The following is a 12,858-nucleotide window of genomic DNA, read 5'->3' as shown; positions in this document are numbered from 1 at the left end:
GAGCAGCCCCATGGCAGCCGCCGCACCGTCCGCCGCGTCCCGTATCGCCGTCGTCACCGGGGCGAGCAGCGGTATCGGTGCCGCCACCGCCCGGCAGCTCGCCGCGGCCGGGTACCGGGTCGTGCTGACCGCGCGCCGCAAGGACCGGATCGAGGCCGTGGCCGAGGAGATCAACGCCGCCGGACACTCGGCGACCGCCTACCAGCTCGACGTCACCGACCGCGCGGCCGTCGACGAGTTCGCCACCGCGTTCAAGACCATCGCCGTCCTGGTCAACAACGCCGGCGGAGCCCTCGGCGCCGACCCCGTCGCCACCGGCGACCCCGCGGACTGGCGCGCGATGTACGAGACCAACGTCATCGGCACCCTCAACCTCACCCAGGCGCTCCTGCCCAAGCTGGAGGCCGGCGGCAACGGCACCGTCGTCGTGGTGTCCTCGACCGCGGGCCACGGCACCTACGAGGGCGGCGCGGGCTACGTCGCCGCCAAGCACGGCGAGCACGTCCTCGCCGAGACCCTCCGCCTGGAGATCGTCGGCAAGCCGGTCCGTGTCATCGAGGTCGCCCCCGGCATGGTGAAGACGGACGAGTTCGCCCTCACCCGCTTCGGCGGCGACACCGACAAGGCCGCCAAGGTCTACCAGGGCGTCGCCGAGCCGCTCACCGCCGACGACGTCGCCGACACCATCACCTGGGCCGTGACCCGGCCCAGCCACGTCAACATCGACCTGCTGGTCGTCCGGCCCCGCGCGCAGGCGTCCAACACCAAGGTCCACCGGGAGCTGTGATGACGGGCGAGGAGAAACAGCAGGGCGAGAGCAAGAGCCCCCACAACGAACGCCAGATGTGGTGGTGGCTCGGCTACTTCCTGTTCGGCATCCACATCGTGGCGTTCGTCATGATCTACGCCGTGACACACGCGCCGAAGTAACCCCGGAACCCAAGAGTCCACGGGTAGAACCGACCGAGTGGACAGACACATACCCTTCGACGCCCTGCACAACTTCCGCGACCTCGGCGGCTACCGCACCGCCGACGGCCGCCGGATCCGCCCCGGCCGCCTCTACCGCGCCGACTCCCTCGGCAAGCTCACCGAAGGCAACGAGGACTGGACCCGCTTCCTCGCGCTGGGCGTGCGCACGGTCATCGACCTGCGTTACCCCTGGGAGATCGACTCCCGGGGCCGGGTCCCGGACCACCCCACGCTGACCTACCACAACCTCAGCATCGAACACCGCCCCTACAACCAGGCCGCGTTGACGGCGGACGTGCAGGCCGGACCGTACCTGTCGGAACGCTTCCTGGAGGTCGCCGAGGACGGCGCACAGGAAATCCGCCAGGCACTCGAAGTGATCACGAAGTCCGCCGAATCGGACGAACCCCTCGTCTTCCACTGCGCCTCGGGCAAGGACCGCACCGGTGAACTGGCCGCCCTGGTCCTGTCGTTGCTCGGCGTCGACGAACCAACGATCGTCGAGGACTTCACCCTCACCGAACTCGCCACCGAGCCCCTGCTCGCGGAATGGCGCACCCGCAACAACGGCGACTCCCCCACCTGGCCGGACTACGGCCGCGCCCCGGCATCGGTCATGCGCCTGTTCCTGAAGGGCCTGAAGGACCGCTACGGCTCGGTGGAGGCGTACGTCACCGACGCCCTCGCCCTGAACGCGCAAGCCCTGACCCGCACCCTCCGCGCCGCCCTCCTGGAGCAACCCCCCACCACCCACCCGGAGTTGACCTTCCACAAGGCAACCGAGGCAGACGCCCCCGCCCTCGCCCGCCTCCACGACTCGGCCGCCCTGTGGATGCTGGCCCGCGGCATCGACCAGTGGAAACCGGGCCGCAAGGACGAGGCCCACTTCCGCACCCGCATGCGCGAGGGCGAGGTCTGGCTGGCCCATGCCGACGGCCACCTGACCGGCGCCTGGGAACTGTGGTGGTCCGACCCCGCCGCCTGGGGCCCCCGCCCCGACGACGCCGGGTACATCCACCGCCTGATGACCACCCTCCACACGGCCCCACCCGGCACCGGCCGCCGCCTCCTCGCCGAGGCCGAGTCCCGCATAGCCACCACCGGCCGCCCCTACGCCCGCCTCGACTGCCTCACCTCCAACCCCCGCCTGCGCACGTACTACGAGACCGCGGGCTACCGGGCCGTCGGCGAACGCCACGACAAAACGGACGGCACGAACGCCCTGTACGGGGTGACGCTGATGGAAAAGAAGCTCGGTTAACTCACAGGACTGAACATCACCGATCACCCGTACGGCCGTTGAACTGCCGACCTACGCTCGCGTCGAACGATCAACGCAACGGCCCTCGCCCGGATGCCGGTCCGGAGCGAGGGCCTGACCAGTATGGAAGGCGGCCTTCCTCATGGCTGACTGCGAGCCTAGCGCTCATCGATTCATGGACCTCACGGTCCCCGAGTACGCGTACATGTTCGGCTTCCTGCAAGCCGACGGGCATCTGTACCAAGGCACAGGGCGCAAAGGGAGGTTGAGCCTGGAGATCAACGCGCGGGACATCGATCTCCTCCGCGCATTCCAGAAGCTGACGCCCTACAACAGCAGCATCATCCAACGCACCCGGTCCACCAACTTCGCCGCCGTCCATACCTCGGCGGTCTGGAGCGTGTGCTCCCTGGAGGCCAGGACCGTCCTCAACGACCTCGGACTCCCCTACGGACGAAAGTCGGAGACGATCGCTCCGCCGCTCGGCGACTTCGCCCACCGTGACTACCTTCGAGGAGTCATCGACGCCGACGGGTCAGTGGGATTCACGAGCAAGGGATTTCCGTTCGTCTCCCTCACCACGGCCAGCACCGCCATCGGCCAGGACCTGTGCGACTACGTCCAAGAGGTCACCGGAGTCCAGCGCACAGTCAAGCGGAACACTCGCGACAGCATCTACAACGTGCTCATCGCGATGGAGGCAGGCCAGCGCCTGGCAGCCGACCTGTACTACCCCGGCTGCCTGGCTCTGGCACGCAAGCAGGCGGCCGCCGACTCGCTCGCCGCGTGGATCCGTACCGCAGGAATGCGTTCCGCCTACACGGCCCGCCGCTGGACGGCGGCGGAGGACCGCATCCTGCTGAAGCTCAACAGCCCGACAGCGGCGGCCGAGGTCCTCGACCGGACGCCGCAGAGCTGCAATCTTCGTATGTGGCGACTGCGGTCCGGCAAGGTACCCATGCCGAGCAACTGACGTCGGACCGACACGGCCCCCGGCTGTCGCGCCGGGGGCCTTGTGCGTCAGCCCTTCACACACACGAACTGCTTCAGCTTCGCGACCACTTCGACGAGATCGCGCTGCTGCTGCATTACCTGGTCGATGTTCTTGTAGGCACCCGGAATCTCGTCCAGCACACCGGAGTCCTTACGGCACTCCACACCGCGCGTCTGTTCCTCCAGGTCCCGCACGGTGAAACGCCGCTTCGCCGCATTGCGGCTCATGCGCCGACCGGCACCGTGCGAAGCGGAGTTGAAGGCCTTCTCGTTGCCGAGTCCCTTCACGATGTAGGAACTCGTGCCCATCGAGCCCGGAATGATCCCGTACTCGCCGGAGCCCGCCCGGATCGCTCCCTTGCGGGTGACGAGCAGGTCCATGCCCTCGTAGCGCTCCTCGGCCACATAGTTGTGGTGGCACGAGATCTCCTGCTCGAAGGTCGGCTTCGCCTTCTTGAACTCCCTGCGGACGACGTCCTTGAGCAGCGCCATCATGATCGCGCGGTTGTACTTCGCGTACTCCTGGGCCCAGTACAGATCGCTCCGGTACGCCGCCATCTGCGGCGTGTCCGCCACGAACACCGCGAGATCGCGGTCGACCAGGCCCTGATTGTGCGGAAGCTTCTGCGCGACGCCGATGTGGTACTCCGCCAGCTCCTTACCGATGTTCCGGGAACCGGAGTGCAGCATGAGCCAGACCGAATTTGACTGATCAAGACAAAATTCGATCATGTGATTGCCGGATCCGAGCGTCCCCATCTGCTTCCCGGCCCGTTCGTGACGGAATTTGACCGCTTCCGCGATCCCGTCGAACCGGTCCCAGAAGTCGCCCCACCCGCCGGTCGGGAAGCCGTGCAGTCGGCCGGGGTCGACGGGGTCGTCGTGCATCCCCCGCCCCACCGGGATCGCCTGCTCGATCTTCGAGCGCAGGCGGGAGAGGTCGCCGGGGAGGTCGTTCGCCGTCAGGGACGTCCTGACCGCCGACATTCCGCAGCCGATGTCCACCCCGACCGCCGCCGGGCACACCGCGCCCTGCATCGCGATCACGGAGCCGACCGTCGCACCCTTGCCGTAGTGGACGTCCGGCATGACCGCCAGACCCTTGATCCACGGCAGGGTCGCCACGTTCCGGAGCTGCTGGAGGGCCACGTCCTCCACCGTCGCGGGGTCCGTCCACATCCGGATCGGAACCTTGGCACCGAGCATTTCCACGTACGACATATCGTCCTCATTCCCCCGATAAGCAACACAAGTCTTCAATCGCAAAACTGGCGCCAAGGTCAACGAAAGGGACATCGGACCGGCGTTCACAGCAGTGCGTGCGATACACATTGTGTCCAGGGGGCGCACCCCGCCCGCAATCGATTTCCGCAGCGAGAGGAGCCGACCGTGCAGCGGAAGGCGTACGTATCCGGCGTCGCCGCACTCCTCGCGGCGCTGCTGGCCGGCTGCACCGGAAGCTCCGACGACGGCGGCCCGACGGACGGGTCGAACCCCGGCGACTCCGGTACCGCGACGGCGGCGGCCGAGCCCGGCCGGTACCGCACCCTCCCGGAGCCCTGCGGCTCGGTCGAGCCGGACACTCTCGACGCGCTGCTGCCGGGCATTCCCGAGGTCAGCGACGAGGAGCAGCGGGAGAAGCTCTACGAGGGCACCGCCACCCTCACCTACGACACCGACCGCAAGGTCGGCTGCCGCTGGAAGGTGGACTCGGCCGCCGCGACCGACCACCTCTTCATCGACTTCGAGCGTGTGGTGTCCTACGACACCGCGGTCAGCGACGACAGCCAGGCCGAGGATGTCTTCGCGCGGCTGCGCACCGAGGCGGACCTCCCCGAACCGGCAGACACGGACGCCGAGTCCTCCGGCTCCGAGTCCCCGGACAAGCCCACGGACGCGGTCTCCAACTCCCTGACCCCGTCGGACCCCGACGCCTCCCCCTCCTCGTCCGCCACGTCCGCGCCGGACACCACCCCGGCCGACCTCCAGCCCCGCCTCCTGGAGGATCTGGGCGACGAGGCGTTCCTGAACGACGTGCTCAGCAGTGCCGGTTCGACGGCCAAGCAGCGCACGGTGACTGTGGCGTTCCGCACGTCCAATGTCGTGGTGACCATCCAGTACGAGGAGCAGCCGGCCACTGTCGGTGTGGTGCCGGACAGCAAGGAAATGCAGGACAGGGCGCTGAATCTGGCCATCGAGCTGGCCGAGACGCTGGCGGGCTGAGGCCCGTGCGCGGCGAGTTGTGAAGACGGCGAAACAGAAACGCACTCCTTGCTCACCGCGTACCGTGGCCCCTCGGACCCGATCCGACGGCAGGAACCACGAGTCTCATGAGTGAAGGAACCATGCAGCGAGCAGCCCAGCGTGACCCGAGCCATCAGCGAGCCAGGCGTCTTTCCCGTGCTGTTGTCGGTGCGGCCGCCGTTCCCGTGATGCTGATCGCCGCCGGCTGCTCCTCTGACTCCGGCTCGGACGACGCGAGCAAGAACGCCAGTGCCAGTGCTTCGGCGTCGGCGGCTCCGTCGCCCACTGTGCAGGCGGCGGCGTACGACAAGCTGCCCGAGGCGTGTGACGTGCTGGCCAAGGACACCTTGGGTGATCTCGTACCGAAGGCGGGCAAGTCCGGCAAGGAGGGCTCGTCCGACGACACTTCCACGCGCGCCAGTTGTTCCTGGAGCAGTCTGGACAACAACGGTGTGAAGGGCTCGCAGTTCCGCTGGCTGAATGTCTCGCTGCTGCGCTTCGAGTCGGACATCACGCGCGGTGAGGGCGACAAGCTGGCGGCGGAGTTCTACGCCAAGCAGGTCCAGGACGCGCAGGCCACGAAGGACGCGAAGAACGTCAAGTCGGAGCCGGTCGCCGGGACGGGCGACGAGGCGACGCTGGTGCGCTACGACCTGAAGAAGAAGGAGGGCGCCTTCAAGCAGCAGACGGTCGTCGCCCGGGTCGAGAACGTGGTCGTCACGCTCGACTACAACGGTGCCGGTCTCGCGGGCGAGAAGACGCCGAGCGCGGACACGCTGACCAAGCTGGCCGAGAAGGCCGCGAAGGAAGCGGTGGCGGCGGTGACGAAGGCCAACGGCAGCGGCACGGACGGTGACTCGGCGGGCACGAATCCGTCCAAGTCGCCCTCGAAGGATGCCACCGAGGACTCCGCCAAGGACTCCTCGAAGAAGCCGTCGGCGAAGGCGTCGGCGAAGAGCTGACCCACCGGCGACACGTGCGCCGCACACATGTGCCACCCTGTTGCGCGCAACAACACGCAAGGGGAGGGGAGTACGAGTGGCCGGGCCACCGCAGCTGACCCGAATGCACCGCGTCCTCATCGGCGTGGTGGTGTTCGGCGCAGTGATCATCGCCGGCATCGGCTTCGCCGGTTCGTACGCGGCCGTCCGAGAGCTGGCCATCAAGAAGGGTTTCGGGGACTTCAGCTATGTGTTCCCGATCGGCATCGACGCGGGCATCTGTGTGCTGCTCGCGCTCGATCTGCTGCTGACCTGGATCCGTATCCCCTTCCCGCTGCTGCGTCAGACGGCCTGGCTGCTGACGGCGGCGACGATCGCGTTCAACGGCGCGGCGGCCTGGCCGGACCCGCTGGGCGTGGGCATGCACGGCGTGATCCCGATCCTGTTCGTGGTCGCGGTGGAGGCGGCGCGGCACGCGATCGGGCGGATCGCGGACATCACGGCGGACAAGCACATGGAGGGCGTCCGGCTGACCCGCTGGCTGCTCAGCCCGGTGCCGACGTTTCTGCTGTGGCGGCGGATGAAGCTGTGGGAGCTGCGCTCCTACGAGCAGGTCATCAAGCTGGAGCAGGAACGTCTCGTCTACCAGGCGCGGCTGCGTTCCCGCTTCGGCCGGGCCTGGCGGCGCAAGGCTCCGGTGGAGTCGTTGATGCCGCTGCGGCTGGCCCGCTACGGCGTGCCGCTGGCGGAGACGGCCCCGGCGGGTCTGGCGGCGGCGGGCATAGAGCCGCTGCTCATACCCCCGGCGCCGCAGCAGCCGCAGGCCGTCGCGGCGCCGTCCGCCGCCGAGCAGCAGCGCCCCCAGCTCGTCGGCAACCAGTACGCCGAGCAGTACACCGACCCGTACGCCTACGAGCCGCCTCCCGAGGAAAGCCCCTGGCTGCACGCCCGGCACCCGGAGGAGATCGAGTACCACGGCGGCTACGACCCCTCGTACGACCCGGCGCAGTACGAGAACTGGCACGAGGAAGAGCCCCCGGTGATGGATCACCAGGAGCCCTCTCCGGAGGAGACGGGCAGCTTCCCGATCCCGGTGGCCCCCGGCCGCACCCGTGAGCTGGGTGAGGGCGGCGGTGCCCCGGAGCCGGACGAGGATGCCTTCTACCAGGTGTTCCGTGAGTCGATAAAGAGCGGCAACGGTGCTCCCACGCCCCGTGGCTTCATGGCCGACGTGGAGGCGACGTACGGCATCGCGCTCCCGGAGGCGGAGGCCAAGCGGATGGTGAACCGGTTCTCCAACCGCCTGAACGCGGAACTCACCGACGAGCACATCGCGTAGGACACACAAGAAGGGGCCCTCCGTAGGAGAGGGCCCCTTCTTCCATGCGCACGCTCGTCGCCTACTCCCCGAGCAGCGACCGCACCCGCTCCTGCCCGACCGCCAGCAGCAGCGTGGGCAGACGCGGACCGGTGTCCCGGCCCACCAGCAGGTGGTAGAGCAGCGCGAAGAACGACCGCTGGGCCGTCTTGATCTCCGGCGGCAGCTCCTTGGGCGTGGCGTCGGCCGGGAACCCGGCCTGCACCTTGGGCACGCCGTAGACGAGGTGGGTCAGGCCGTCGAGCGACCAGTGCGAGTCCAGTCCGTCGAGCAGCAGCCGCAGGGACTGCTGGGAGGTCTCGTCGAGGGACTTCAGCAGCTCGGCGTCGGGCTCGGAGCGCACGATGGTCCGCTGGTCGGCGGGCACGTGCGTGTTGATCCAGGCCACGGCCTTGTCGTAGCGCGGGCGGGCCTCGTCCAGGGAGCCCAGCGGGTTGGCCGGGTCCAGGTCGGAGAGGATGCGCAGCGCCTGGTCCTCGTGCCCGGCGGTGATGTCGGCGACGGACGCGAGGGTCCGGTACGGCATCGGCCGGGGCGTGCGCGGCAGCTCACCGGAGGCCGTGCGCACCGCGCGGGAGTGCGCGGCGATGTCGGCCGGGAGGGCGGAGCCGTCGGCGACCTTGGCGTCGAGCTTGTCCCACTCGTCGTACAGCCGCTGGATCTCCTGGTCGAAGGCGATCTTGAACGACTGGTTCGGGCGGCGGCGGGCGTAGAGCCAGCGCAGGAGCTGGGGCTCCATGATCTGCAGGGCGTCCGCCGGGGTGGGCACCCCGCCCCGGGAGGAGGACATCTTCGCCATGCCGGAGATACCGACGAAGGCGTACATCGGGCCGATGGGCTGCTTGCCGCCGAAGATCCCGACGATCTGCCCGCCGACCTGGAACGACGAGCCGGGCGAGGAGTGGTCGACGCCGCTGGGCTCGAAGATGACGCCCTCGTAGGCCCAGCGCATGGGCCAGTCGACCTTCCACACCAGCTTGCCGCGGTTGAACTCGTTCAGCCGCACGGTCTCGGCGAAGCCGCACTCGTTGCAGGTGTACGACAGCTCGGTGGTCTCGTCCGCGTAGGAGGTGACGGTCGTCAGGTCCTTCTCGCAGTTGCCGCAGTACGGCTTGTACGGGAAGTACCCGGCCGAGCCGGCCGAGCCGTCGTCCTCGCCGGCGGCGCCCGAGCCCTCGGCGGCCTCCAGCTCGGCCTCGTCGACCGGCTTCTGCGACTTCTTCGCGGGGGCCTTCTTGGTGCGGTACTGGGCGAGCACCGCGTCGATGTCGTTGCGGTGCTTCATGGCGTGCAGGATCTGCTCGCGGTAGGCGCCCGAGGTGTACTGCTCCGTCTGGCTGATCCCGTCGAACTCCACGCCCAGCTCGGCCAGCGACTCGATCATCGCGGCCTTGAAGTGCTCGGCCCAGTTCGGGTACGCCGAGCCCTCCGGCGCGGGGACGGAGGTCAGGGGCTTGCCGATGTGGGCGGCCCAGGCCTCCTCGTCGACCCCGGCGATGCCCTTGGGCACCTTGCGGTAGCGGTCGTAGTCGTCCCAGGAGATCAGGTGCCGGACCTGGTACCCGCGGCGCCGGATCTCGTCGGCGACGAGGTGCGGCGTCATGACCTCGCGGAGGTTGCCCAGGTGAATGGGGCCGGAGGGGGAGAGGCCGGACGCGACGACGACCGGTTTGCCCGGGGCCCGACGCTCCGACTCCTCGATGACGTCATCCGCGAAACGGGAGACCCAGTCGGTGGTCTCGGTGCTCTGAGCCACGATCGGCACGTCCTTCTTTCCTAGGGGCAGCCGTACGGTCAAGGCTGACGGGTGCATTCTCCCAGACGTCACCGCGCCCGGAAAAACGGCTTTACCCCCCGTGGGATACTGGCCACGTCCAGCAATTCCGCCGAGGAGAACGGCTCCCACTCAATGGCTCCGGTCACGTCGCTCACCGATCTCGTCAACCAGCGCCTCACCGACGCCCTCGTCTCCGCCCTGCCGGAGACCGACGGCGCCGACCCGCTGCTGCGACGTAGCGACCGGGCCGACTTCCAGGCCAACGGCATCCTCGCGCTCGCCAAGAAGGCGAAGGCGAACCCGCGGGAGCTGGCCACGAAGGTCGTCGGCGACATCGTCACCGGTGATGTGATCAAGGACGTCGAGGTCTCCGGCCCCGGCTTCCTGAACGTCACCGTCGCCGACCGCGCGATCACCGAGACGCTCGCCGCGCGCGCCGCCGACGACCGGCTCGGCGTGCCGCTGAAGGAGAACCCCGGCGTCACGGTGATCGACTACGCCCAGCCGAACGTGGCCAAGGAGATGCACGTCGGCCACCTGCGCTCCGCGGTGATCGGCGACGCCCTGCGCCACATGCTCGACTTCACCGGCGAGAGGACGATCGGCCGGCACCACATCGGCGACTGGGGCACCCAGTTCGGCATGCTCATCCAGTACCTGATCGAGAACCCGGGCGAGCTGGCGCCACCGTCGGAGGTCGACGGTGCGGAGGCGATGAGCAACCTCAACCGCGTCTACAAGGCCTCGCGTGCCGTCTTCGACGCAGACGACGACTTCAAGGAGCGGGCCCGCAAGCGGGTCGTCGCCCTCCAGTCGGGCGACGAGGAGACCCTGAAGCTGTGGCAGCAGTTCGTGGACGAGTCGAAGGTCTACTTCTACTCCGTCTTCGAGAAGCTGGACATGGAGATCCGGGACGAGGAGATCGTCGGCGAGTCGGCGTACAACGACGGCATGCCGGAGACCGCCCGCCTCCTGGAGGAGATGGGTGTCGCGGTGCGCTCCGAGGGCGCGCTGGTGGTGTTCTTCGACGACATCCGCGGCAAGGACGACCAGCCGGTGCCGCTGATCGTGCAGAAGGCGGACGGCGGCTTCGGCTACGCGGCCAGCGACCTGACGGCGATCCGCAACCGGGTGGGCGAACTGGACGCGACGACGCTGCTGTACGTGGTGGACGTGCGTCAGTCCCTGCACTTCAAGATGGTCTTCGAGACGGCCCGCCGCGCGGGCTGGCTGAACGAGAACGTGACCGCCCACAACATGGGCTACGGCACGGTCCTCGGCGCGGACGGCAAGCCGTTCAAGACGCGTGAGGGCGAGACGGTCAAGCTGGAGGATCTGCTGGACGAGGCGGTCCAGCGGGCCGCCGAGGTCGTCCGGGAGAAGGCGCAGGATCTCACCGAGGAGGAGATCCAGGAGCGGGCCGCGCAGGTCGGCATCGGCGCGGTGAAGTACGCGGACCTGTCGACGTCGCCGAGCCGGGACTACAAGTTCGACCTGGACCAGATGGTCTCACTGAACGGCGACACGTCCGTGTACCTCCAGTACGCGTACGCCCGTATCCAGTCGATCCTGCGCAAGGCGGGAGAGGCGAAGCCGGTCGCGCACCCCGAGCTGGAACTGGTCGCGGCAGAGCGGGCGTTGGGCCTGCACCTGGACGCGTTCGGCACCACCGTGTTCGAGGCTGCGGCCGAGTACGCGCCGCACAAGGTGGCCGCGTACCTGTACCAGCTGGCGTCGCTGTACACGGCGTTCTACGACAAGTGCCCGGTGCTGAAGGCCGACACCGAGGAGCAGAAGGAGAACCGCCTCTTCCTCTGCGACCTCACCGCCCGCACCCTGCACCAGGGCATGGCGCTCCTCGGCATCCGCACCCCCGAGCGTCTCTGACCTGAGCGGTTGCGGGACTTCGGCCTTGCCCTAGTCCCGCAGCCCCCGTCCCAGCCGCGCCAGTCCCTCCCCGATCCGCTCCGGGGTCTCCGTGACGAAGCAGAGCCGCAGGGTCGAGCGGTCGGGGTCGCCGACGTGGAAGGGTGCGCCGGGCACGTAGGCGACGTCCTGGCGCACCACCCGTGCCAGCAGCTCTGTCGTGTCGTACGTGTCCGGCAGGCGGGCCCAGAGGAACATGCCGCCCTCGGGGCGGCCCCAGGTCGAGCCGGGCGGCAGGGCGTCCGCCAGTCCCGCGAGCATGGCGTCGCGCCGCTCGCCGTAGACGTGGGCCACGCGGGCGACGTGGGCGTCGAGGTCCCGGTCGGCCAAGTACCGTGCGGCGGCGAGCTGGTTGACGGTGGGGGTGTGCAGATCCGCCGCCTGCTTGACGACCGCGCAGGCGCGGCGGAGTTCGGCGGGGGCGCGCAGCCAGCCCAGGCGCAGGCCGGGCGCCATGACCTTGGAGAAGGAGCCGAGCAGGACGGTGCGGTCCTCGGCGCCCGGGTGGGCGGCGATCCACGGCACGCGCTCGCCCTCGAAGCGGAGTTCGCCGTACGGGTCGTCCTCGACGAGCCACAGCCCGTACCTCGCCGCGACGGCGGCGACGGCGGCGCGCCGCTCGGCGGGCATGGTGCGGCCCGTGGGGTTCTGGAAGGTGGGGACGGTGTAGAGGAGCTTGGGCCGCTCCTTGAGGACCAGTTCCGCCAGCGCGCCGGGGTCCACGCCGTCCGCGTCGCCGGGGACGGCCACGACCCGGGCGCCGGTGAAGGCGAACGCCTGAAGTGCCGCGAGGTAGCAGGGACTTTCCACCAGTACGGCGTCGCCGGGTTCCAGCAGCGCGGTGGCTAGCAGGGACAGTGCCTGCTGTGAGCCGGTGGTGACGAGCACGTCGTCGGCGTCGGTGGGCAGTCCCCGCGCGGACATGCGGGCGGCGAGCGCGGCCCGCAGACTCGGCTCGCCCTCGGTGGTGGAGTACTGGAGCGCCCGGCCGGGGACTTCGGCGAGGACCGCCCGGTAGGCGGCCGCTATCCCGTCCGCGTCGAAGAGTTCCGGCGCCGGGAGCCCGCCCGCGAAGTTGATCACCTCGGGCCGTGCGGTGACGGCCAGGATGTCCCGTACCGGGGAACCGCCCACGGAGCGGGCCCGCGCGGCGAGCGGCGGCAGGGACGCGGAACGGGACGGCACGGGCTCGGCGACGGTCACGTGGCGGCTCCTCGAAGGCGATTCGGCTGCTGCCCGCACCCTAGGCAGCTAGGTGCCGCCTACAAGCACCTTTCCGCGATACGGACACGGCGCCCGAGACCCGTCCCGTCCCGCCCCTCCGGGACGGCGCGTCTTCGCAGCTCAGAGACGGTCCCAGCACCCG

General features: G+C 69.3%; 11 protein-coding genes. 8 read left to right on the top strand and 3 right to left on the bottom strand.

What is annotated here, in order from left to right:
- Nucleotides 1–10 precede the first annotated feature (10 nt).
- From GA0115233_RS02255 to GA0115233_RS02245, 4 genes are all read left to right on the top strand, one after another.
- Nucleotides 11–787, top strand: coding sequence for an SDR family NAD(P)-dependent oxidoreductase (locus GA0115233_RS02255; protein WP_093718328.1), 777 nt, complete (start codon nt 11–13; stop codon nt 785–787).
- Nucleotides 787–930: a hypothetical protein gene (locus GA0115233_RS40840; protein WP_176711610.1), complete on the top strand. Its 144-nt coding sequence runs from the start codon at nt 787–789 to the stop codon at nt 928–930. Before GA0115233_RS02255 ends, GA0115233_RS40840 begins: the two co-directional genes overlap by 1 nt.
- Nucleotides 931–967: 37 nt before the next feature.
- On the top strand, nt 968–2,233 hold the full coding sequence (locus GA0115233_RS02250; protein WP_093718327.1) for a tyrosine-protein phosphatase: 1,266 nt from the start codon (nt 968–970) through the stop codon (nt 2,231–2,233).
- Between the two features lie 175 nt (nt 2,234–2,408).
- The gene (locus GA0115233_RS02245) at nt 2,409–3,206 is read left to right on the top strand and encodes an LAGLIDADG family homing endonuclease (protein WP_369691349.1); all 798 of its coding nucleotides are present in this window, start codon (nt 2,409–2,411) and stop codon (nt 3,204–3,206) included.
- A gap of 47 nt (nt 3,207–3,253) precedes the next feature.
- On the opposite strand, the gene GA0115233_RS02240 is transcribed toward GA0115233_RS02245, so the two are convergent.
- Nucleotides 3,254–4,447, bottom strand: coding sequence for an RtcB family protein (locus tag GA0115233_RS02240; protein WP_093718325.1), 1,194 nt, complete (start codon nt 4,445–4,447; stop codon nt 3,254–3,256).
- 168 nt (nt 4,448–4,615) lie between these two features.
- Here GA0115233_RS02240 and GA0115233_RS02235 point away from each other — a divergent pair, with 168 nt between their 5' ends.
- From GA0115233_RS02235 to GA0115233_RS02225, 3 genes are all read left to right on the top strand, one after another.
- A complete protein-coding gene (locus GA0115233_RS02235; protein WP_093718324.1) occupies nt 4,616–5,449 on the top strand; it encodes a hypothetical protein in 834 nt (277 codons plus the stop codon).
- A 107-nt stretch (nt 5,450–5,556) separates the two neighbouring features.
- Complete coding sequence (locus tag GA0115233_RS02230) at nt 5,557–6,432, top strand: DUF3558 family protein (protein WP_093718323.1); 876 nt, start codon at nt 5,557–5,559, stop codon at nt 6,430–6,432.
- Nucleotides 6,433–6,508: 76 nt separating this feature from the next.
- Complete coding sequence (locus tag GA0115233_RS02225; protein ID WP_176711609.1) at nt 6,509–7,750, top strand: DUF2637 domain-containing protein; 1,242 nt, start codon at nt 6,509–6,511, stop codon at nt 7,748–7,750.
- Nucleotides 7,751–7,811: 61 nt separating this feature from the next.
- Here GA0115233_RS02225 and lysS read toward each other — a convergent pair whose 3' ends face one another.
- Complete coding sequence (gene lysS, locus GA0115233_RS02220) at nt 7,812–9,554, bottom strand: lysine--tRNA ligase (RefSeq protein ID WP_093718321.1); 1,743 nt, start codon at nt 9,552–9,554, stop codon at nt 7,812–7,814.
- A gap of 144 nt (nt 9,555–9,698) precedes the next feature.
- Between lysS and argS the strand changes: the two genes are divergently transcribed.
- On the top strand, nt 9,699–11,453 hold the full coding sequence (gene argS / locus GA0115233_RS02215; protein ID WP_093718320.1) for an arginine--tRNA ligase: 1,755 nt from the start codon (nt 9,699–9,701) through the stop codon (nt 11,451–11,453).
- Nucleotides 11,454–11,483: 30 nt separating this feature from the next.
- Here the strand turns inward: argS and GA0115233_RS02210 are convergent, their stop codons facing one another.
- Nucleotides 11,484–12,695 (bottom strand): aminotransferase-like domain-containing protein, encoded by a 1,212-nt coding sequence (locus GA0115233_RS02210; RefSeq protein WP_093718319.1) that lies wholly within the window; start codon nt 12,693–12,695, stop codon nt 11,484–11,486.
- Between the last annotated feature and the right edge of the window lie 163 nt (nt 12,696–12,858).

The sequence above is a fragment of the Streptomyces sp. DI166 genome, assembly GCF_900091315.1.
In the GTDB taxonomy this organism is placed as follows: Bacteria; Actinomycetota; Actinomycetes; order Streptomycetales; family Streptomycetaceae; genus Streptomyces; species Streptomyces fuscus.
The sequence above is the reverse complement of the archived record's forward strand: the minus strand, read 5'-3'. Positions and strand labels throughout refer to the sequence as shown.

Excerpts from the sequence above, each read along its gene's own strand:
- GA0115233_RS02255 (WP_093718328.1), top strand. The coding sequence starts at position 11 with ATGGCAGCCGCCGCACCGTCCGCCGCGTCCCGTATCGCCGTCGTCACC.
- GA0115233_RS40840 (WP_176711610.1), top strand. The coding sequence starts at position 787 with ATGACGGGCGAGGAGAAACAGCAGGGCGAGAGCAAGAGCCCCCACAAC.
- GA0115233_RS02245 (WP_369691349.1), top strand. The coding sequence starts at position 2,409 with ATGGACCTCACGGTCCCCGAGTACGCGTACATGTTCGGCTTCCTGCAA.
- GA0115233_RS02240 (WP_093718325.1), bottom strand. The coding sequence starts at position 4,447 with ATGTCGTACGTGGAAATGCTCGGTGCCAAGGTTCCGATCCGGATGTGG.
- GA0115233_RS02230 (WP_093718323.1), top strand. The coding sequence starts at position 5,557 with ATGAGTGAAGGAACCATGCAGCGAGCAGCCCAGCGTGACCCGAGCCAT.
- argS (WP_093718320.1), top strand. The coding sequence starts at position 9,699 with ATGGCTCCGGTCACGTCGCTCACCGATCTCGTCAACCAGCGCCTCACC.